The organism is Pseudomonas sp. AC172 (assembly GCF_979258595.1).
Window position 1 is genome coordinate 6125554 of the sequence record NZ_OZ409868.1, and the last position, 18679, is coordinate 6144232.

Consider the following 18679-nt stretch of genomic DNA (forward strand, 5'->3'; position numbering starts at 1 on the left):
AGCGCAGGGCTGATTTCTCCTAAGAAAAAAGGCGGAAGATTCGTGGGAATCTTCCGCCCTCAACCAAGCGTAGGCGCTGTAGGTGAGGCCGTCGAATCGGCCAGGTGCAATTTAGCGTTTGTTGCCTCCCAGGGTGCCAGTCAGACCACCGAGTACACCGCCCAGACCGCCTCCGGTAGTGCCCCCGCTGGCACCGCCGTTGACCAGTCCACCGACGGCGGCGACAGTACCGCCGACGTTGCTGACCAGACCACCGACTGCTGTGGTGACCGGGTTGTTGGTGGCGGCAATCGCGCCACCAATATTGCTGACAGCGCCGCCGACCTGACCGGTTAGACCTGCGACAGGCGAGCCGAGACCGGTGGCGCCGCCGACTTGCTGAGTCAAGTTGGTGACACCACTGGTGACCGGATTCAGAGCGTTGCCCAACACGCCGCCAGCGGTGGCCAGTGGTGAAGTCGTTGCGGTGATCGGTGAACCCGAGCCGCCGAGTACGGTGTTGAGCGAAGCGACGGTGTTGCCCAAGCCAACAGCAGTGACACCGCCGGCACTGACCACGCCATTGGTATTACCGGCATTCAAGCCTGCGCCGACGTTGACCACTGCGCCGCCCACCGTTTGCAGCAGGCCAGTTCCACCGAGGCCGCCGCCCACGCCGCCAGTGCCTGAACCTGTGCCGTTGGACACCAGACCGCCAGCCTTGCCGACCGCTGTGCCGGTATTGCTCAAGGCGCCACCGAGCGTATTCGTCACGGCATTGCCGTTACCGGCATCGGTGACCTTGTCACCCAGGCCATCGACGGCGCCACCGACTTTCGCCACCACGCCTTTGAGCGGGTCGCCCAGGCCGGTTGCATCGCCGATTTTGTCTGTTGTGCTTTCGACCATGGCGATTACAGGCACCAGGCTACCGCCGAGTTTATTGGTCAATTGACTGGTCGGGCCGCTGGTCAGCGTGGTGTCGAGGGTATTACCGAGCATGGTGACTTTCTCACCGACACCATCGAGCAGCGGCGCGACTTTGGTGACGACTCCGCCGACCACCGGCACGCTGCTCGTGGCGGTTGCCAGTTTGCCGCTGAGGTCGGAGACGCCATTGCCGACATCCGTGACCACGCCGCCGACGGAGGCCACGGTGGTGGTCAGGCCATTAGGGTCGGTGGCCAGTTTGCCGACGCCGTTGCCAATGCCATCACCCAGGGTAGTGACGACATTGCCGGCGGTTCTGGCCGCACTCTGTACCACGCCACCGACCACCGGAACGCTGCTCAGGGAGTCGCCGATCTGGCCGACGCCATCGCCAACACCGGCCACGGTGGTGCCGACATCCTGCACCAGCGTGGTGGTCACCAACGGCGTAGGGTTTGGATTGGTCGGGTTGGTCGGATCCGTTGGATTTGTCGGGTTGGTCGGATCGGTGCCACCGGTTCCGCCAGTACCGCCCGTGCCTCCGGTCCCGCCAGTGCCTGCGGTATCACCAGTGCCACCCGTGCCGCCAGTACCCGATGTACCGCCAGTGCCAGCGGTGCCGTCCGCCGACGAACTGCCGGAGCTACTGTGATGGCCGCCACCGCCGCTGCTGCAGCCGGCGAGGCCAAGGGAGAAAATCAATGCCAGAGCGATTGCTGATTTGCACCACACGTCTTGAGTTTTCATGATCGAGATTCCTTGCACCTGTCACAACGTACGTTGTATTCGATGGCTCGCCGGTCTGTTGCCGGTGATGCCTTCGCCCGTTGTGCTCAATCTCAGTCCAGGAGCAGGTTTCAGACCATTCTCAAGTTGGTATTAACGCCTTATATACAAGGCGAAACTCAGTGCCTAAGAACTAATACCCAGGTGATAGCCACGCAAAAAAAGGCCTTGATAATCAAGGCCCGGGGTTTTTCGGCGGAGGAGGAGAGGGCGGGAAAAACTTAAGTGATATACACACAATTAACGGTGTTCCGGGTGCTCAGGCAATCGGTTGCCACTGCCCGACCATGTGTTCCAGCTCTTGTGCACCGACCAGGCGCAACTCACCACTGGCCCCCACGGCGCTCGCCAGCAGCGTCACTTCACTGGGCAGGCGCACCGGTTTGCGAAAGTGCACGGCGATTTCGAAGTTGGCCTTGGGCAAATGATCGCTCAGCGCCGCGAGTGTTCGTGCCTTGTTCCACAGACCATGGGCGATGGCTGTTGGAAAGCCGAACAGCCTTGCACTCGCCGCGCTCAAGTGGATCGGGTTGTAGTCTCCGGACACTTTGGCGTATTGCCGACCGATATCGGCCGGGGCTTTCCAGCGCGCCACTTCCGCCTGCAATTGTGAGGGCTCCCAGGTTTGCTCGACAGCCTCGCCCTCAAGCTTCACGCCCCGACAGAGCATCTGGCTTTCGGCTTCCCACAACGGCCCGAGTTGGTCATCCAGCGTGGTCAGCAGATCGAACGTCGCACCTTTGGGATGCGCTTGCAGATTCATCACGCGCACGCTCACCTGTGCCCGACCGATCCCGCCCATCGGTCGCAACACGCGAATGCGATTGCTCAGATGGATCAACCCCAACAGAGGAAACGGAAACTCCCTGGCGGTGAGCAATTGCATCTGCAAGGCGAAGGCGAGGATGTGCGGATACGTCGGTGGCAGCAGGCCGTCATCGACGAATCCGCACACCTTGCGATAAGCCGCCAGACGCTTGCCATCGACATCGACCCAACAGCGCAAGCCGCCGTCAGGCAAGTGTGTGCAGGTGATTTTGCGACGAGTCGCCGCCCGTGCGTACAGCCTGGGCAGACTCGGTTCACGATCCAGCGTGTGCCATTCGATGCTCATGCCTAAGCCCCCAGAACACTTTGTCCACAGACCCGCAGCGCTTGCCCGGTAAATGCGCCGGTGCCTGGTTGCGCCAGCCACGCGACCGCTTCGGCGACGTCTTGCGGCAAGCCGCCCTGACCGAGCGAACTCATGCGCCGCCCGGCCTCGCGCAGGCCGAACGGAATGTGTGCGGTCATCTGCGTTTCGATAAAACCAGGCGCGACGGCGTTGATGCTGATGCCGCGTGCCAGCAGCGTGGGCGCCCAGGCCTGCGCCAGACCGATCAGCCCGGCCTTGCTCGCGGCGTAGTTGGTTTGCCCACGGTTGCCGGCGATGCCACTGATCGAAGCCAGCAGAATCACCCGCGCGTCATCGTGCAGCGTGCCGCTGTCGAGCAGGGCTTTGGTCAGCACTTGCGGGGCATTGAGGTTGACCGCCAGCACAGCGTCCCAGAATTCCGGGGTCATATTGGCCAGGGTTTTGTCGCGGGTAATACCGGCGTTGTGCACCAGAATATCGAGGCCGTCAGGCAGGTGTTCGACCAGTTGCGCGGCGGCGTCTTCGGCGCAGATATCGAGGGTAATCGCACGACCGCCGAGGCGCGCGGCGAGGGCTTCCAGATCGGTTTTGGCTGGGGGAACATCGAGCAGGATCACGTCGGCGCCATCACGGGCCAGCGTTTCGGCAATGGACGCACCGATGCCGCGTGCAGCACCGGTGACCAGCGCCTTGCGCCCGGCCAGTGGCCGCGTCCAGTCAGTCACTGGCGTCGCACAAGCTGTCAGGCGAATGACTTGTCCGGACACGAACGCGCTTTTCGGCGAGAGGAAAAACCGCAGCGGACCTTCCAGTTGATCTTCCGCACCGTCGCCGACGTAGATCAGTTGCAGCGTGCCGCCGCTGCGCAGCTCTTTGGCCAGCGAACGGGAAAACCCTTCCAGCGCTCGCTGCGCACTCGCGGCAAACGGGTCAGTCAGGGTTTCCGGCGCACGACCAAGAATTACCAGATGGGCGCTGTGCTCAAGATTCTTCATCAACGGCTGGAAGAATTCGCGCAGCTGTTTGAGCTGGTCGGTGTGCAGTAATTCACTGGCGTCGAATACCACAGCTTTGAGTTTCGGGCCGTGGCCGGGAATCCATTCGGTGGCGGTCGCCGGTTGCTCGCCGTAGCGGTAGATACTCTCGGTCAAACGGTTGGCGAAAGCGTTGACGCGCTCCGCCAGCGGCCCGCCGCCGATCAGGAGTGCACCTTCAACCGGTCGCAGGCGCCCGGCCTGCCAGCGTTCCAGTCGCACCGGCGACGGCAGGCCCAGCGCCCCGACCAGACGATGGCCGATGGACGAATTGGCGAAGTCGATATAGCGGTCAGACATGGAACGCTCTCCAGAAGTTGGGGTTCAAAGTGTGGACTGTCGATGGCAATCAATCGTTCGATCCAAGCAATAAGGCCTACGCTAGACACTGAGGTTTAGCAGGTCTTGCAGATATGCGCGGACCCTGTGGGAGCGAGCTTGCTCGCGAAGGCGTCGTATCAGTCAGAAAAATGGGTGAATGTGCCGCGCTCCTCGCGAGCAAGCTCGTTCCCACAGGGATTGTTTCAACCCGAAATTTTCTAAGGAGTCATTCATGAGTCAGCTGCGCCGCGTCGCGATCATTGGCGGTAACCGTATCCCCTTCGCCCGCTCCAACGGGCCGTACGCCACGGCCAGCAATCAGGCGATGCTCACCGCCGCCCTCGAAGGCCTGATCGAACGCTACAACCTGCACGGCCTGCGCATTGGCGAAGTGGTGGCAGGCGCGGTGCTGAAATTGTCACGAGATATGAACCTGACCCGTGAATGCGTGCTCGGCTCGCGCCTGTCACCAGCGACGCCCGCCTACGACATTCAGCAAGCCTGCGGCACTGGCCTGGAAGCGGCGATCCTGGTGGCGAACAAGATCGCCCTCGGCCAGATCGACTGCGGCATCGCCGGCGGTGTCGACACCACCTCGGACGCGCCGATCAGTGTCAGCGAGGGCCTGCGCAAAATTCTCCTGCAAGCCAACCGCGCCAAAACCACCGGCGACAAGCTGAAAACCTTTCTGCAACTGCGGCCGCAACACCTGATCCCGGAATTTCCGCGCAACGGCGAACCGCGCACGGGCCTGTCGATGGGCCAGCACTGTGAGCTGATGGCGCAGACTTGGCACATCCCGCGTGAAGAGCAGGATCAGCTGGCTCTCGAAAGTCACCACAAGCTGGCTGCGTCCTACAGCGAAGGCTGGCACAACGACTTGATGACGCCGTTCCTTGGTCTGACTCGCGACAACAATTTGCGCCCGGACCTGACCCTGGAAAAACTCGCGACGCTGAAACCGGCGTTCGAAAAAAGCGCCAGAGGCACGCTGACGGCGGGCAATTCCACGCCGCTGACCGATGGCGCGTCGGTGGTATTGCTCGGCAGTGAAGAGTGGGCGAAAGAGCGCGGCTTGCCGATCCTGGCTTATCTGCGCGATGGCGAGGCGGCGGCGGTAGATTTCGTCAACGGAACGGAAGGCCTGTTGATGGCGCCGGTGTATGCCGTGCCACGGCTGCTGGCGCGTAATGGCATGACCCTGCAGGATTTTGACTACTACGAAATTCATGAAGCGTTTGCGGCGCAGGTGCTATGCACACTGAAGGCCTGGGAGGATCCCGAATACTGCAAAACCCGTCTGGGCCTTGACGCGCCGCTGGGCTCTATCGATCGCAGTCGACTCAATGTGAAGGGCAGTTCGCTGGCGGCCGGGCATCCGTTTGCGGCGACCGGTGGGCGCATCGTCGCGAACCTGGCGAAATTGCTGGACGCGGCGGGCAAGGGCCGGGGGCTGATCTCGATTTGCGCGGCGGGTGGGCAGGGCGTCACTGCCATTATCGAACGCTGACGCTTGAAGAGCCCCTCACCCTAGCCCTCTCCCGGAGGGAGAGGGGACTGATTGGGGGATGCTTCAGAGTTACACCGACCTGAGAGAGTTGTGCTGAATCCGGAATCGAACTGATTTGGAGAATTCTGCCAAGCCATATTCGACACGGTATTTCAGGTCGATGTATAACGCCAGACACCTCGGTCAGCCCCCTCTCCCTTCGGGAGAGGGCTGGGCGGGCGGCGTTCCGATGAGGGTGGCTGTTGAGGTCGCAACAATCTCAGGTACGAAACCGTCTGACCAACCCATCCAGCTCATTCGACAATCCCGCCAGACTCTGCGAATCCAGACGCGCCGAGTTGGCCAGTTCCGCCACCAACTGCGCATCCCCGTGAATCTGGCTGATGTGCCGATTGATGTCCTCAGCCACTTGATGCTGTTCTTCAGCGGCGGTGGCGATCTGCGTGTTCATGTCACGGATCACGTCCACCGACTCGCGGATCTGCCCGAAACTCTCGCGCGCCTCGCCGATGCGCGTCACCGACTGCTGCGACACCTGCAGGCTGGCGTGCATCTGCTGCGTGACCTGGCTGGTGCGCTTGGCCAGATTGCCGAGCAAACCGTCGATTTCCGCCGTTGAATCCGCCGTGCGTTTGGCCAGGGCGCGCACCTCATCGGCGACCACGGCAAAACCGCGGCCCTGCTCACCGGCGCGCGCTGCTTCGATGGCGGCGTTGAGCGCCAGCAGGTTGGTCTGCTCGGCGATGGAACGAATGGTGCCGAGGATCGACTGGATATCATTGCTGTCGCGCTCCAGTTGCTGCATCGACTGCGCCGATTGCTCCAGCTCCTGGCTTAATTGGTCGACGCTGTTTACCGCCGCATCAATCTGCTGCTGACCTTGACGGGCCTGACGCTGGCCGCTGTCGGCCGAGTCCGCCGCTTGACTGCACGAGCGCGCGACTTCGTTGGCGGTGGCGACCATTTCGTGGAACGCGGTCGAGACCATGTCGACGGCTTCGCGCTGACGCCCGGCCGCTTCGGCCATGTCGCTCGAGACTCGGGTCGAGCTCTGCGAGGTCGCGAGGATTTTCCCGGCGGCGCCGCCGATGTGCTGGATCAGGTTGCGAATCGCGGTGAGGAACTGATTGAACCAGTTAGCCAGTTGCGCGGTTTCATCGTTGCCACGGATGTCGAGGTTTTTGGTCAGGTCGCCTTCGCCCTGCGCGATGCCTTCCAGACCACTGGCAACGCTGCGGATCGGGCGTACGATCAGGCTGGCAAAACTGGCGCCGACCACGGCGAACAGCACGGCCAGCACGGCGGCGATGATCGCGATCAGCCAGGTCAGTTGCGTGGCGGCGCTCATTACATCGCTCTGCTTGATCAGGCCGACGAAGGTCCAGCCCAATTGCTCCGACGGCCAGACGTTGGCCATATAGCGCTCACCGTTAAGCTCGACCTCCACCAGACCTTTGCCGGCCTTGGCCAGTTGTGCATAGCCTTCACCGAGGCTGTCCAGCGGCTTGAAGTTGTGTTCCGGCTGCTTCGGATCGACCAGCACCGTGCCGCTGTTTTCCAGAAGCATCAGGTAGCCGGTTTCGCCCAGTTTGATCTGCTTGACGATCTCGGTGAGCTGCTTGAGCGTCACGTCAATGCTGACCACGCCGCCATTGCTGCCGAGTTTGTTGTCGATGGTGCGCACGGTGCTGACGTAGGTTGCATCGTCCTGCGCCCAGTAATAAGCGGCGGTACGGAACGGCTTGCCCGGTTTGGCCTGGGCGGCCTTGTACCACGGCCGCTGACGCGGGTCGTAGTTGTTGAGTTTGGGGTCGTCCGGCCACGACACATATCCGCCGGCAGCGGTGCCGACGATGGCGTAGGCGTAAGCCGGGTGGGCGTTGCCCAGATCCTGGAGAAACGCGAAGACCTTTTTGTCCATCTCGCCCTGCGGGATGGATTCGGCGTTGCCGCTCATGTAAGTCTTGAGGCTGTCGTCGGTGTTTTTGATCAGCGGTTGCGACGCCAGGTAATCGACGTTCTGGCTGATGCCGTCAAAAAACAGCTGCATGGCATTGCTGACCTGACGGATCTCGCGGCCGCTGCTGTCGACAAAGCTGTCCCGGGCATCGCTGCGCAAGTTCATCACCACCAGGGTCGCGACCAGCACCACCGGCAAGCAGGCGATGATTGCAAACGCCCACGTCAATTTCTGTTTGATGTTCATCCGCGCTCCAGATTTTCTTGTAGGCCCACGCAGTGCAGATGACTTGTGGTTTATTGGCAGCCGAAAACGTTGTGAATCACCCGTTTCCCTGAGTACGGCATCGCTGATTGTTTTTGAACGATTGTCGGACAAATCCCTCTGTCATTGAGGGCTTCGGCTGCAAAACAGGGAAATTGAGGCGACTTTGCGAAAATCTTCCGAAGGGTTATCAGCCGGATGTCAGATTCTGTCGCAAATGCCCTTGAAGACATGTACCAACAAGTACAACGGCCTCGGCTATGATTCCCCACGGTCGATGCGCGAGCGCAGAGTTGGCCCTGTTCAATCCGGCACAGTGTGTGCATTCTCAACGTTCACAGGTCGGCAACCCTTCCCCGTGATGCGAGGATTGCCGTATAACGAGTGACATTCGCGTGTTTGGTAATAAAGGACCCACAATAAAAGCTGATGAAGACTCCAAAACGCATTGAACCCCTGATCGAGGACGGTCTGGTCGACGAAGTGCTGCGCCCACTGATGAGTGGTAAAGAAGCAGCTGTTTATGTGGTGCGCTGCGGCAATCAGTTACGTTGCGCAAAGGTCTACAAGGAGGCGAACAAACGCAGTTTCCGCCAGGCGGCCGAGTATCAGGAAGGCCGCAAGGTGCGCAACAGCCGACAGGCTCGCGCAATGGCAAAAGGCTCCAAGTTCGGTCGCAAAGAGACCGAAGATGCCTGGCAGAACGCCGAAGTGGCGGCACTGTTCCGTCTGGCCGGTGCCGGGGTGCGCGTGCCCAAGCCGTACGACTTCCTTGATGGCGTGCTGCTGATGGAACTGGTCGCCGACGAATTCGGCGACGCTGCGCCGCGTCTGAACGACGTGGTGCTGGAGCCGGATCAGGCGCGCGAGTATCACGCGTTCCTGATTTCGCAGATCGTGCTGATGTTGTGTACCGGTCTGGTGCACGGTGACCTCTCGGAGTTCAACGTGCTGCTGACGCCGACCGGCCCGGTCATCATCGACCTGCCGCAGGCCGTCGATGCTGCCGGCAACAACCACGCGTTCAGCATGCTGGAGCGCGATGTCGGCAACATGGCTTCGTACTTCGGTCGCTTTGCGCCGGAATTGAAACTGACCAAGTACGCGAAGGAAATGTGGGCGCTGTACGAAGCCGGCACCTTGCACCCGAACAGTGTGCTGACCGGTGAGTTCGATGATCCGGAAGACCTGGCCGATGTTGGCGGGGTGTTGCGCGAGATCGAAGCGGCGCGCCTCGACGAGGAACGCAAGCAGGCGATCCGCGCGGCGGACGACGAGCCGAAAGGCAAGTCCGACGAACCACCGCCACCACCGTGGATGCAGTGATTGCTTGACGAGAAACCCGGCTTCGGCCGGGTTTTTTGTTTGAATCAGAAGCCCCCAAAGCCCTTACCCCAGCCCACTCCCGGAGGGAGAGGGGGCTGACCGAGGTGAACTGCGTTATACATCGACCTGAAATACCGAGTCGATTATGGATCGGATGAGGTCAGCATTTGGACTTGTCTGGATTCGGTAAAGAAATTTCAGGTCGGCGTATCTCCCCAGCATCCCCCAATCAGTCCCCTCTCCCCCCGGGAGAGGGTTAGGGTGAGGGCCTCTTTCGGATCCCCGCAAATTCAAGTCTACTGTCCACCGCTCCAACCACACTCAAGGACTGAATGTGACCACCCGCCGCAACACCCACCTGATCGTCACCGCTCGACTGATCTCCGATTTCGGCGCCTTCCTCAACATGGTCGCGCTGGCCACCTACGTCTACCTGCTGAGCAACAGCGCCATGAGTGTCGGAATCTTTCTCGCCAGTCGCGTCGGCGGGGGGATCTTTGCCAGTCTGATCGGCACCGCGTTTTACCGTCGATGCAGCGGACGCGCACCGCTGATCGCGTTCGATCTGCTGCGCGCCAGCGTGCTCGGTTTGCTGTTGATCGTGCCCGTCAGCCAGCAAGCCATGCTGTTGCCGGTGATTGCCTTCGGTCTGGGCCTGGGCAATTCGATGTTTGCCATCGGCCTCAACAGCCAGTTGCCGCGTCTGATCCCCGCTGATCAATTGCTCAAGGCCAACGCCTGGATCACCTCGGCGTCATCCGCCGCAATGGTCGGTGGCAGCCTGGTTTCAGGTTTGCTGGTCGCGGGTTTTGGCTTTGAAACGGTGTTTGCCCTGAATGCGCTGACCTATCTGCTGGCTGCGTTGTTGATTGTGCCGCTGCGATTCGCGCCAGCCACAGTCAACGAAGCACCCGAACGCGGCGAATGGACCGCACTCAAGCAAGGCCTGCGCTCTGCACCGGTGATTGCCGCGATGCTCGCGGTGACCATGGCCGACACCTTGGGTAGCGCCGCACACAACGTCGGCTTCCCGATCATCTCCAAACTGCTCACGCCGGAATCGGCGAGCACCACGTTGGGTCTGATGCTCGCGGTGTGGGCCAGCGGCAAACTGCTGGGTGCGCGAATCGCCAGCCGTCTCGAAGGCTCGGACAACATTCATCTGGAGCGACGGTTTTTCTTCGGCGTGGCGCTGATGTCCTGCGGCTTTATCCTGATGTTCCAGCAACACAGCCTCTACGGTCTGCTGCTGTTTTCCTTGCCGGCGGGGCTCGGTGACGGTTTTTCCGAAGTCGGGCTGATGTCGCGTCTGCAACGCGAACCCGAGCAGTTGCGTCTGCCGATTTTCAGCGTCCTGACCTTGCTACAAATGACCGGATTCGGCATCGGCATGCTGATCGCCGCGCCGTTCTACGCGTGGTGGACGCCGGGGGCCGTGGTCATGCTGTTCCACGGCATTCCCCTCGGCACATTGCTCACGGTGAAGCTGTTGGCGCTCAAGCGCGGGCGGGTTGCGCGCAGCAGCCCGAGGCCAGTTCCTTGAGGATCGGGCAGTCGGGGCGGTGGTCGCCGTTGCAGTGCTCGACGAGGTCTTGCAGGGTGTCGCGCAACTCGCCGAGTTCGCGGATCTTCTGATTCAACTCGTCGATGTGCTGGCGCGCCAAGGCCTTTACATCGGCGCTGGCCCGTTGGCGATCCTGCCAGAGGGTCAGCAGTTTGCCGACCTCTTCCAGCGAAAAGCCCAGGTCCCGCGAGCGCTTGATAAATGCCAGCGTGTGCAGGTCATCGTCACCGTAGACCCGATAACCGCTGTCGGTGCGATGGGCTGCTTTGAGCAGGCCGATCGACTCGTAATAGCGGATCATTTTCGCGCTCAGGCCACTATGTCTGGCTGCTTGACCGATGTTCATCGGTGCTCCTCCAGGTCCTTGGGTTTCCAGGTTTTCAACAGTAGCGCATTGCTCACCACACTGACGCTCGACAGCGCCATGGCCGCACCGGCCAGCACCGGATTGAGGAAGCCGAACGCCGCCAGCGGAATGCCGATCAGGTTGTAGACGAAGGCCCAGAACAGGTTCTGACGGATCTTTGCATAAGTCTTGCGGCTGATTTCCAGCGCCGCTGGCACCAGCCGTGGATCGCCGCGCATCAAGGTGATGCCCGCCGCGTGCATGGCCACGTCGGTGCCGCCGCCCATGGCGATGCCGATGTCGGCAGCGGCGAGGGCCGGAGCGTCGTTGATGCCGTCGCCGACCATGGCGACTACACCGGTTTTTTTCAGCTCGGTGACGGTCGCGGCTTTGTCGGCTGGCAGCACTTCGGCGTGGACATTGCTGATGCCCAAGGCTTCGGCGACGACTTTGGCACTGCCGCGATTGTCGCCGGTGAGCAGATGGCTGTGGATATCCCGGGCGGCGAGTTGTTGCACGGCTTCCAGTGCGCCGGGTTTCAAGGTGTCACCGAAGGCGAACAAACCGAGTACTTTCGGTTCAGGACTTTGTTCGATTAACCACGACAGGGTGCGGCCCTCGGCCTCCCATGCCTGGGCAGATTCGCTGAGGTTGCCCGCGCTCAAAGCACTTTCTTCGAGCATCCGCCGATTGCCCAGCGCCAGACGTCGACCATCGAGACTGCCGGCGATGCCACGACCGGTCAGCGACTGGCTGTCGCTGACATCGGGCACCGTCAGGCCGCGCTCGGCGGCTGCATCCAGCACTGCTTTGGCCAACGGGTGTTCGCTGCCGCGCTGCAGTGCGCCGGCCAATCTCAGCAGGTGGTTTTCATCACCATCGACCGCACTGAAATGGGCGATGCGCGGCGTGCCGGAAGTCAGCGTGCCGGTCTTGTCGAACACCACACTGCTGACTTCATGGGCGCGCTCCAGTGCTTCGGCGTCCTTGATCAAAATGCCGTGGCGCGCCGCTACGCCGGTGCCGGCCATTATCGCCGTCGGCGTCGCAAGACCCAATGCACATGGGCAAGCGATGACCAGAACAGCAACCGCATTGATCAGCGCCGTTTCGATTGACGCGCCGTAGAGCCACCAGCCGATCAGTGTCACCACGGCAATCAATAACACCGTCGGCACGAAGATCTGGCTGACTTTATCCACCAGTTTCTGGATCGGTGCCTTGGCGGCCTGAGCGTCCTCGACCAGACGAATGATCCGCGCGAGTACGGTTTCCGCACCGAGCGCCTGAGTGCGCACCAGCAAGCGCCCTTCAACATTGATCGCGCCGCCGGTGACTTTGTCGCCCGGCTGTTTCGGTACCGGCAGACTTTCACCACTGATCAACGCTTCATCGGCATGACTCTGGCCTTCGATGACTTCGCCATCGACCGGGAAGCGTTCGCCGGGTTTGACCAGAACCAGGTCGTTCAGGCGCAACGCGCTGATGGCGACATCCTGCTCGCGTCCGTCGGTCACTTGAATCGCCCGCTCTGGACGCAACGCTTCCAGCGCGCGTATGGCGCTGGCAGTCTGGCGTTTGGCGCGGCTCTCCAGGTATTTGCCAAGCAGCACCAAAGCGATAACCACTGCCGACGCTTCGAAATACAGGTGCGGCATGCGCCCGGCAGCGGTGGCCCATTCGTAAAGGCTCAAACCATAACCGGCACTGGTGCCGAGAGCGACCAGCAAGTCCATGTTGCCAGCGCCGGCGCGCACGGCTTTCCACGCGGCGACGTAGAAGCGTGCACCGAAAATGAATTGCACCGGCGTGGCGAGGGCAAATTGTGCCCAGGCCGGGAGCATCCAGTGAATGCCAAACGGTTGTAGCAACATCGGCGCCACCAGGGGCAGGGCGAGAGCGATCGCGCAGATCAGCGCCCAGCGCTCATGTTTCAGCTTCTGTTGCTGGTTATCGGTTTGCGGGTGTTCGGCTTGCCAGACGCTGGCCGAATATCCGGCCTTGGTGACGGCGTCGAGAAGGGTTTGGGGAACAACATGGTCGAGTAATTCGAGGTGGGCGCGTTCGTTGGAGAGATTGACGCTGACGCTTTTCACCCCGGGGACTTTATTCAGGGCACGCTCGACGCGACCGACGCACGAGGCGCAAGTCATGCCTTCGATATTCAATTCGATTGTCTGCTGCGGCACGCTGTAACCGGCGCGCTCAACCGCCGCCATCAAGGCCGGCAGGCTGTCACCCGGCGCCTGCACGCGGGCCTGCTCGGTGGCAAGATTGACGCTGACAGCACTGGCGCCGCTGACTTTGCTCAACGCTCGCTCGACACGGCCAGCGCAACTGGCGCAGGTCATGCCGGCAATCGGCAGATCGAACATGATGGAATCGGACATCGGTCTTACTCCCTGTAGTAGATGCCTACAAGGATCAACCTTGCCATGCGGGCAAGGTCAAGCGCCATTATTTGACGCGCCGCAAAACCAACTGTGGGAGCGAGCCTGCTCGCGAAAGCGACGGGTCAGTCAACATCATCGCTGAATGACACACCGTATTCGCGAGCAGGCTCGTTCCCACAGGTCTGGATTTGCTTAATAGCCGAGATCGGCGCGCTTGAGGTACATGCCTTCCTGCGTCATCGCTATCCGGTACTTCTGCACATCGCCCGCTTGCAGTTTTATTTCCTGCGAGCCCGGTGCGAGCAAGCCTGGATTGCAACCCGGTACTTGCCCCGGCAGCAGTTTCAAACGCAGCGATACAGTGCCCGGTGGCAGGTTGAAAGACGTGCTCTGTTCCTGAAACAGGCGCGCCGAAAGCTGATCCTGGATATACACACCGATTTCGCAGGAGGTTGCCACTTCAAGGCGCTCGCGGGAAATGATCAGAACGCCGTAATCCTCTCCGGCAGCTTGCACTTGAGGAACGGCGGCAAAGAGGCTGAGAAAGCCAAACAGGCTGAAAGCTGACCAGCGCATGGCTGAATCTCCTGAATCGAGTCATTGATGTACACAGCTTGGCCGAGCGCGGCGCCGATTGCCAGCCCGGCAGTTTATTCAAGAACTTGACCTTGCCATCGTGGCAAGCTCGAAACTGCCGGCAACCTCACTCAAAGGAGTCATTCCATGCAAGTGTTCAATGTTCAAGGCATGTCCTGTGGTCACTGCGTTAAAGCCATCACCAATGCCGTGCAGGCCAAGGACCCGGCGGCCAGTGTGCGTGTCGACCTGGCCGCGAAAGAGGTCGGCGTCGAAAGTGCGCTGAGCGCCGAGCAGGTGATTGAGGTCATCAGTGAAGAAGGCTACGCAGTGAAACCCGTCTGAAGTTTTATAGTTAGCGAGCTATCGGAATGTTCAAGGCGTCCGGGCGCGGCTAGACTGTCGGGCTGCCGACTTGCCAACCTGGATGCCTGATGAACTTCCGTACCATTCTGATTCTCGGTGCCTTGACCGCCTTCGGGCCCTTGGCGATCGACTTCTATTTACCTGCATTTCCCTCGATGGCGCTGGCGTTCGGCACCGACGAGAAACACGTGCAGATGACGCTGGCGGCGTATTTCGCCGGCTTGTCCATCGGCCAACTGGCCTATGGCCCAGTGGCGGATCGTTTTGGCCGACGTATTCCGTTACTTGTGGGCCTTACGCTGTTCACCCTGGCATCCCTGGCCTGCGCTTATGCGCCAAACCTCGAATGGCTTATCGCTGCGCGTTTCGTCCAGGCATTGGGCGGCTGTGCGGGGATGGTGATTTCGCGGGCCGTGGTCAGTGACAAATGCGACGCGGTGGGCTCGGCGAAAGTCTTTTCGCAATTGATGCTGGTGATGGGCCTGGCGCCGATTCTGGCGCCGATGCTCGGCGGTCTGCTGGTCAATACCACAGGCTGGCAGTCGATCTTCCTGGTGCTGACCGGGTTCAGTGCGCTGGCCGGATTGGCCGTGGCGCTGGGGCTGCCGGAAAGTATGCCCGCGCACATGCCGCGCCAGCCGTTGTCCGGCGCACTGCGCCAGTACGGGCGCTTGCTCAAGGATCGGGTTTACCTCGGTCATGCCCTGACCGGCGGCATCGCCATCGCCGGGATGTTTGCTTACATCGCCGGCTCGCCGTTCATTTTCATCAAACTGTATGGAGTGCCGGCCGAACATTTCGGCTGGCTGTTCGGCACCAACGCGGCGGGTTTCATTCTGGTGGCGCAGGTCAATGCGCGGCTGTTGGCCAAACGTGGCCCGGCCTTCCTGTTGTCGCGGGCGGTGTGGGTGTATTTCGCTGCCGGGCTGACGCTGCTCGCGGTCAGCGCAATGCACACCGAATCCTTGTGGCCGCTGCTGATTCCACTGTTCATCTGCGTATCGAGCCTGGGTTGCATCAGCCCCAACGCCGCCGCTTGCGCGATGAACGGGCAGGGCGCACGGGCCGGCAGTGCTTCGGCGCTGCTCGGCTGCATGCAATTCAGTGTCGCCGCCGGCGCTTCGGCGCTGGTGGGGGTGTTGCACGACGGCACCGCCGTGCCGATGGCCATGGTCATCAGTCTGTGCGGTTTGCTGGTGGTGTGCGTGGCGCTGCTCACCCGCCGTCTGCAGAATGCCCGGGCTTTGGCGCAAGCTCAGGCCGAGGTATAAAAAGCCTCAGCCGGCGGCGCGCTGCTGGCTGCGGTCGGGAATCTGATGGGGCGCGCAAAGTCGCGCTTCGAGGGTGCGGGTGAAGGCCAATGCTTCGGCTTCACTGCGGAATGTCACGGCGTGTTGGTCCAGACGAACCTGCCATTGAGACTTTGCCACTTCTTTTATCAGGATCTTCATTGCTGACCTCCCTTGCGTAAAAGATGTATCGCAGAGGCTTCGATTGTAGACCTGAATACGATCGCGATTGTGACAACGGTCAAGCATCGGACTGACGGCAAAAAACCCCCGGCAGCCACTGTAGGAGCTGCCGAAGGCTACGATCTTTTGATCTTAGAAACCTTCTAAAACAATTTTCCCCTTGGCTTTGCCACTTTCCAGCAGCTCATGGGCGCGACGCAGGTTCGCCGCATTGATCGTGCCGAAATGCTCGCCCACCGTGGTCTTCAACGTCCCGGCATCAATCAGCTCAGCCACGCGATTGAGCAGTTTGTGCTGCTCGATCATGTCCGGCGTTTCGAACAGCGAGCGGGTGTACATGAACTCCCAGTGCAGCGACAGGCTCTTGCGCTTGAGTTTGCTGATGTCCAGCGACTTCGGATCGTCGATCAGTGCCAGTTTGCCTTGCGGCGCCAGCGCCTCGACCAGTTGATCCAGGTGCTGGTCGGTCTGGGTCAGGCTGGCAACGTGGGTCACGCTGTCGATCCCGGCGCGCTTGAGCTCTTCGCTCAGCGGTTGGCTGTGATCGATGACCAGGTCGGCGCCCAGTTCTTTGACCCAATCGCGGGTCTGCTCGCGGGACGCAGTGCCGATGACTTCAAGAGCGGTCAATTGCCTGGCCAATTGCGTGAGGATCGAGCCAACCCCGCCGGCCGCACCGACGATCAGCAGGCGCTGGTCTTCATTGGTTTTGCTTTCGCGGATTTGCAGACGTTCGAAGAGCAATTCCCACGCGGTGATCGCGGTCAGCGGCAGCGCGGCGGCTTCGGCAAAACCGAGGGATTGCGGCATATGGCCGACGATGCGCTCATCCACCACGTGCAGTTCGCTGTTGCCGCCGGCACGGGCGATGGAGCCGGCGTAAAAGACCTTGTCGCCGGTCTTGAACAACGTCACTTCGCTGCCAACAGCCTTGACCACACCGGCAACGTCCCAGCCCAGCACTTTCGCCGCGCCGTTTTCCGGCGCCACGTTCTGCCTCACTTTGGTGTCGACCGGGTTGACCGAGATGGCTTTGACCTCCACCAGCAGGTCGCGCGGGCCGGCGACCGGCTCTGGCAGTTCGATGTCTTGCAGGGATTTGGCGTCGCTGATCGGCAGGGACGCGTAATAGGCGATGGCTTTCATGAGTGGCTCCGTAAAGGTAATAGCAGAAGGGATCAGGCAATCGCGCTGAGGCGCTTGAGCTGGAAGTGTTCGATGCTGTGGCCGGCGCTGGCCTGGAAGTGCTGGAAATGCGCGCTGGCGTTGTGCGCTTCAAGAATCGCTTCGCTGGCCCAGTGCTCGATCACATAGAACACCTGTGGGTCGGCGAGATCGCGGTGCAAGTCGTACTGGCTGCAACCTTCTTCGGCACGACTCGGTTCAACCAGTGCGCGCAGGCCCTGTTCAAGAAGATCCTGTTGGCCCGGTTTGGCAATCAGGGTGGCGATAGCGGTGAACGGATGGGACATGCTCGGCTCCAGAGAAGCGGGATGAATGCGATGGAGCGATGATTGGCTATTTCTCTACAAGATAAAACCGGCTAAAAGAGTAGTCTCTTTCAATATTTTTTTGATAATCGAGGCTGAGCATGCTGCGTTTTGACGACTTGCAGTTGTTTGTCCGGGCGGCGGATCTGGGCAGTCTTTCGGCGGCCGCGCGGGTCATGGACATGTCTGCAGCCGTCGCCAGTGCGGCGTTGAAGCGAATAGAACAGCAGCTCGGTGCGCGCTTGCTCGCTCGCTCGACCCGCAGTCTGCGCCTGACGGCCGAGGGCGAAGGCTTTCTTGAATATGCGCGTGCGGCACTGAGCAACCTCGATGAAGGCCGGCGTCTGTTGGCCAGCGGGCAGGATCAGGTCAGCGGGGTGTTGCAGTTGTCGGCGCCTTCGGACTTCGGCCGCAACCTGTTGCTGCCGTGGCTCGATGAGTTCCAGCGCGAGCACCCGAAGCTGACCGTGCGTTTGCTGCTTGGCGACCGCATCGCCGATCTGTTTCGGCAACCGGTGGACGTCGCCTTGCGCTATGGCGAGCCGGAAGACTCAAGTCTGGTCGCCTTACCCATCGCCCCGCATAACCGGCGTGTGCTGTGCGCCTCGCCGGCGTATCTGTCCCGGCACGGCGAACCACGTCAGCTTGAGCAATTGGCCCAGCACAACTGCCTGCTGTACATGCTCGGCAGCCGGGTTCATGACCACTGGAGTTTTCACGACGGTAAACGTGAAGTCGGTCTGACCGTCAGTGGTGACCGTTTCAGCGATGACGCCGACGTTGTGCGCCTGTGGGCGGTGGCCGGCGCCGGGATTGCCTACAAGTCGTGGCTGGACGTGGGTGCCGATGTGCTCGCCGGGCGGCTCAAAGTACTGCTGCCAGAGCTCCTTTGTGAGCGCGCACCGCTGAATTTGCTGTGCGCCCATCGCGCCCAATTGAGTAAGCCGGTGAACCTTCTGAGGGAAATGCTCGCCAGCCGATGCGCTGAATTGAGTAGTCAATTTCCCGTTTTTTCGGAAGTTGATCATTAGTCGCAGGTAAATAGAGAAATTTCTGTCAGGAACAATCACCACCTGTGCAGGCCCCGGCGCGGGACGCGGGAGCTAACCCGCTTATACTAGCGGCCGCCTCATGCCAGCACCGACACCCCGGCCCGGAGACCCACGCATCGCGTCGCCAGTCTTCGAGTGACGGTCGCGCAACTGCTGCGGGTTCTGTGCCGGAGCA

16 protein-coding genes and 2 pseudogenes are annotated in these 18679 nt (G+C 61.1%); 7 read left to right on the forward strand and 11 right to left on the reverse strand.

The genetic code is table 11. From position 1 onward, the window contains the following. Positions 1-111: 111 nt before the first annotated feature. The 3 genes from ACZ0A4_RS27555 to ACZ0A4_RS27565 form a co-directional block, all read right to left on the reverse strand. Complete coding sequence (locus tag ACZ0A4_RS27555) at positions 112-1656, reverse strand: collagen-like triple helix repeat-containing protein (RefSeq protein WP_463577103.1); 1545 nt, start codon at positions 1654-1656, stop codon at positions 112-114. 298 nt (positions 1657-1954) lie between these two features. Then, positions 1955-2809 (reverse strand): MaoC family dehydratase, encoded by an 855-nt coding sequence (locus ACZ0A4_RS27560; protein ID WP_463577104.1) that lies wholly within the window; start codon positions 2807-2809, stop codon positions 1955-1957. A gap of 2 nt (positions 2810-2811) precedes the next feature. Then, positions 2812-4164: a 3-oxoacyl-ACP reductase gene (locus ACZ0A4_RS27565; RefSeq protein ID WP_463577106.1), complete on the reverse strand. Its 1353-nt coding sequence runs from the start codon at positions 4162-4164 to the stop codon at positions 2812-2814. Between the two features lie 253 nt (positions 4165-4417). On the opposite strand from ACZ0A4_RS27565, the gene ACZ0A4_RS27570 reads away from it, so the two are divergent. Further along, positions 4418-5695: an acetyl-CoA C-acetyltransferase gene (locus ACZ0A4_RS27570; RefSeq protein ID WP_463577107.1), complete on the forward strand. Its 1278-nt coding sequence runs from the start codon at positions 4418-4420 to the stop codon at positions 5693-5695. Between the two features lie 259 nt (positions 5696-5954). Here ACZ0A4_RS27570 and ACZ0A4_RS27575 read toward each other — a convergent pair whose 3' ends face one another. Together ACZ0A4_RS27575 and ACZ0A4_RS27580 are read right to left on the reverse strand one after the other, a co-directional pair. After that, positions 5955-6722, reverse strand: a complete 768-nt coding sequence (locus tag ACZ0A4_RS27575) for a methyl-accepting chemotaxis protein (protein ID WP_416221716.1) — start codon at positions 6720-6722, stop codon at positions 5955-5957. A 90-nt stretch (positions 6723-6812) separates the two neighbouring features. Continuing rightward, positions 6813-7901: pseudogene (locus ACZ0A4_RS27580) on the reverse strand (cache domain-containing protein); the annotation flags it as partial. A gap of 447 nt (positions 7902-8348) precedes the next feature. Here ACZ0A4_RS27580 and ACZ0A4_RS27585 point away from each other — a divergent pair. Further along, positions 8349-9245, forward strand: a complete 897-nt coding sequence (locus ACZ0A4_RS27585) for a PA4780 family RIO1-like protein kinase (RefSeq protein ID WP_007914672.1) — start codon at positions 8349-8351, stop codon at positions 9243-9245. Between the two features lie 334 nt (positions 9246-9579). After that, positions 9580-10788, forward strand: coding sequence for an MFS transporter (locus tag ACZ0A4_RS27590; protein WP_463577108.1), 1209 nt, complete (start codon positions 9580-9582; stop codon positions 10786-10788). Here ACZ0A4_RS27590 and cueR read toward each other — a convergent pair. Beyond that, positions 10742-11155 carry a Cu(I)-responsive transcriptional regulator gene (cueR, locus tag ACZ0A4_RS27595; protein ID WP_025111722.1) on the reverse strand — a complete coding sequence of 138 codons (414 nt, stop codon included), beginning with the start codon at positions 11153-11155 and terminating at the stop codon, positions 10742-10744. The two genes, ACZ0A4_RS27590 and cueR, sit on opposite strands and share 47 nt — an antisense overlap. Continuing rightward, positions 11152-13545, reverse strand: coding sequence for a heavy metal translocating P-type ATPase (locus ACZ0A4_RS27600; RefSeq protein ID WP_463577110.1), 2394 nt, complete (start codon positions 13543-13545; stop codon positions 11152-11154). Before ACZ0A4_RS27600 ends, cueR begins: the two co-directional genes overlap by 4 nt. Positions 13546-13638: 93 nt before the next feature. Between ACZ0A4_RS27600 and ACZ0A4_RS27605 the strand changes: the two are divergent. Then, a pseudogene (locus ACZ0A4_RS27605) lies at positions 13639-13731 on the forward strand (metal ABC transporter ATP-binding protein); the annotation flags it as partial. Between the two features lie 9 nt (positions 13732-13740). Here ACZ0A4_RS27605 and ACZ0A4_RS27610 read toward each other — a convergent pair. Then, positions 13741-14124: a hypothetical protein gene (locus ACZ0A4_RS27610; RefSeq protein WP_122606389.1), complete on the reverse strand. Its 384-nt coding sequence runs from the start codon at positions 14122-14124 to the stop codon at positions 13741-13743. Positions 14125-14271: 147 nt separating this feature from the next. Between ACZ0A4_RS27610 and ACZ0A4_RS27615 the strand changes: the two genes are divergently transcribed. Both ACZ0A4_RS27615 and ACZ0A4_RS27620 read left to right on the forward strand, forming a co-directional pair. Next, positions 14272-14469 (forward strand): cation transporter, encoded by a 198-nt coding sequence (locus tag ACZ0A4_RS27615; RefSeq protein ID WP_463577112.1) that lies wholly within the window; start codon positions 14272-14274, stop codon positions 14467-14469. Positions 14470-14558: 89 nt separating this feature from the next. Further along, positions 14559-15761 (forward strand): multidrug effflux MFS transporter, encoded by a 1203-nt coding sequence (locus tag ACZ0A4_RS27620; RefSeq protein ID WP_463577113.1) that lies wholly within the window; start codon positions 14559-14561, stop codon positions 15759-15761. A gap of 6 nt (positions 15762-15767) precedes the next feature. On the opposite strand, the gene ACZ0A4_RS27625 is transcribed toward ACZ0A4_RS27620, so the two are convergent. The 3 genes from ACZ0A4_RS27625 to ACZ0A4_RS27635 all read right to left on the reverse strand — a co-directional run bounded on the left by ACZ0A4_RS27625 (position 15768) and on the right by ACZ0A4_RS27635 (position 17434). Further along, positions 15768-15941 (reverse strand): hypothetical protein, encoded by a 174-nt coding sequence (locus ACZ0A4_RS27625; protein WP_007914687.1) that lies wholly within the window; start codon positions 15939-15941, stop codon positions 15768-15770. 153 nt (positions 15942-16094) lie between these two features. After that, on the reverse strand, positions 16095-17108 hold the full coding sequence (locus ACZ0A4_RS27630; protein ID WP_463577115.1) for a zinc-binding alcohol dehydrogenase family protein: 1014 nt from the start codon (positions 17106-17108) through the stop codon (positions 16095-16097). Between the two features lie 32 nt (positions 17109-17140). Then, positions 17141-17434: a putative quinol monooxygenase gene (locus ACZ0A4_RS27635; protein WP_463577116.1), complete on the reverse strand. Its 294-nt coding sequence runs from the start codon at positions 17432-17434 to the stop codon at positions 17141-17143. Between the two features lie 119 nt (positions 17435-17553). Between ACZ0A4_RS27635 and ACZ0A4_RS27640 the strand changes: the two genes are divergently transcribed. After that, the gene (locus tag ACZ0A4_RS27640) at positions 17554-18483 is read left to right on the forward strand and encodes a LysR family transcriptional regulator (RefSeq protein WP_463577118.1); all 930 of its coding nucleotides are present in this window, start codon (positions 17554-17556) and stop codon (positions 18481-18483) included. The last annotated feature ends 196 nt before the right edge of the window (positions 18484-18679 follow it).

What these genes read in the sequence shown, in the direction of transcription:
- ACZ0A4_RS27555 (WP_463577103.1), bottom strand. Translation starts at nt 1,656, where the DNA reads ATGAAAACTCAAGACGTGTGGTGCAAATCAGCAATCGCTCTGGCATTG.
- ACZ0A4_RS27560 (WP_463577104.1), bottom strand. Translation starts at nt 2,809, where the DNA reads ATGAGCATCGAATGGCACACGCTGGATCGTGAACCGAGTCTGCCCAGG.
- ACZ0A4_RS27565 (WP_463577106.1), bottom strand. Translation starts at nt 4,164, where the DNA reads ATGTCTGACCGCTATATCGACTTCGCCAATTCGTCCATCGGCCATCGT.
- ACZ0A4_RS27570 (WP_463577107.1), top strand. Translation starts at nt 4,418, where the DNA reads ATGAGTCAGCTGCGCCGCGTCGCGATCATTGGCGGTAACCGTATCCCC.
- ACZ0A4_RS27575 (WP_416221716.1), bottom strand. Translation starts at nt 6,722, where the DNA reads ATGGCCGAAGCGGCCGGGCGTCAGCGCGAAGCCGTCGACATGGTCTCG.
- ACZ0A4_RS27585 (WP_007914672.1), top strand. Translation starts at nt 8,349, where the DNA reads ATGAAGACTCCAAAACGCATTGAACCCCTGATCGAGGACGGTCTGGTC.
- cueR (WP_025111722.1), bottom strand. Translation starts at nt 11,155, where the DNA reads ATGAACATCGGTCAAGCAGCCAGACATAGTGGCCTGAGCGCGAAAATG.
- ACZ0A4_RS27600 (WP_463577110.1), bottom strand. Translation starts at nt 13,545, where the DNA reads ATGTCCGATTCCATCATGTTCGATCTGCCGATTGCCGGCATGACCTGC.
- ACZ0A4_RS27610 (WP_122606389.1), bottom strand. Translation starts at nt 14,124, where the DNA reads ATGCGCTGGTCAGCTTTCAGCCTGTTTGGCTTTCTCAGCCTCTTTGCC.
- ACZ0A4_RS27615 (WP_463577112.1), top strand. Translation starts at nt 14,272, where the DNA reads ATGCAAGTGTTCAATGTTCAAGGCATGTCCTGTGGTCACTGCGTTAAA.
- ACZ0A4_RS27620 (WP_463577113.1), top strand. Translation starts at nt 14,559, where the DNA reads ATGAACTTCCGTACCATTCTGATTCTCGGTGCCTTGACCGCCTTCGGG.
- ACZ0A4_RS27625 (WP_007914687.1), bottom strand. Translation starts at nt 15,941, where the DNA reads ATGAAGATCCTGATAAAAGAAGTGGCAAAGTCTCAATGGCAGGTTCGT.
- ACZ0A4_RS27630 (WP_463577115.1), bottom strand. Translation starts at nt 17,108, where the DNA reads ATGAAAGCCATCGCCTATTACGCGTCCCTGCCGATCAGCGACGCCAAA.
- ACZ0A4_RS27635 (WP_463577116.1), bottom strand. Translation starts at nt 17,434, where the DNA reads ATGTCCCATCCGTTCACCGCTATCGCCACCCTGATTGCCAAACCGGGC.
- ACZ0A4_RS27640 (WP_463577118.1), top strand. Translation starts at nt 17,554, where the DNA reads ATGCTGCGTTTTGACGACTTGCAGTTGTTTGTCCGGGCGGCGGATCTG.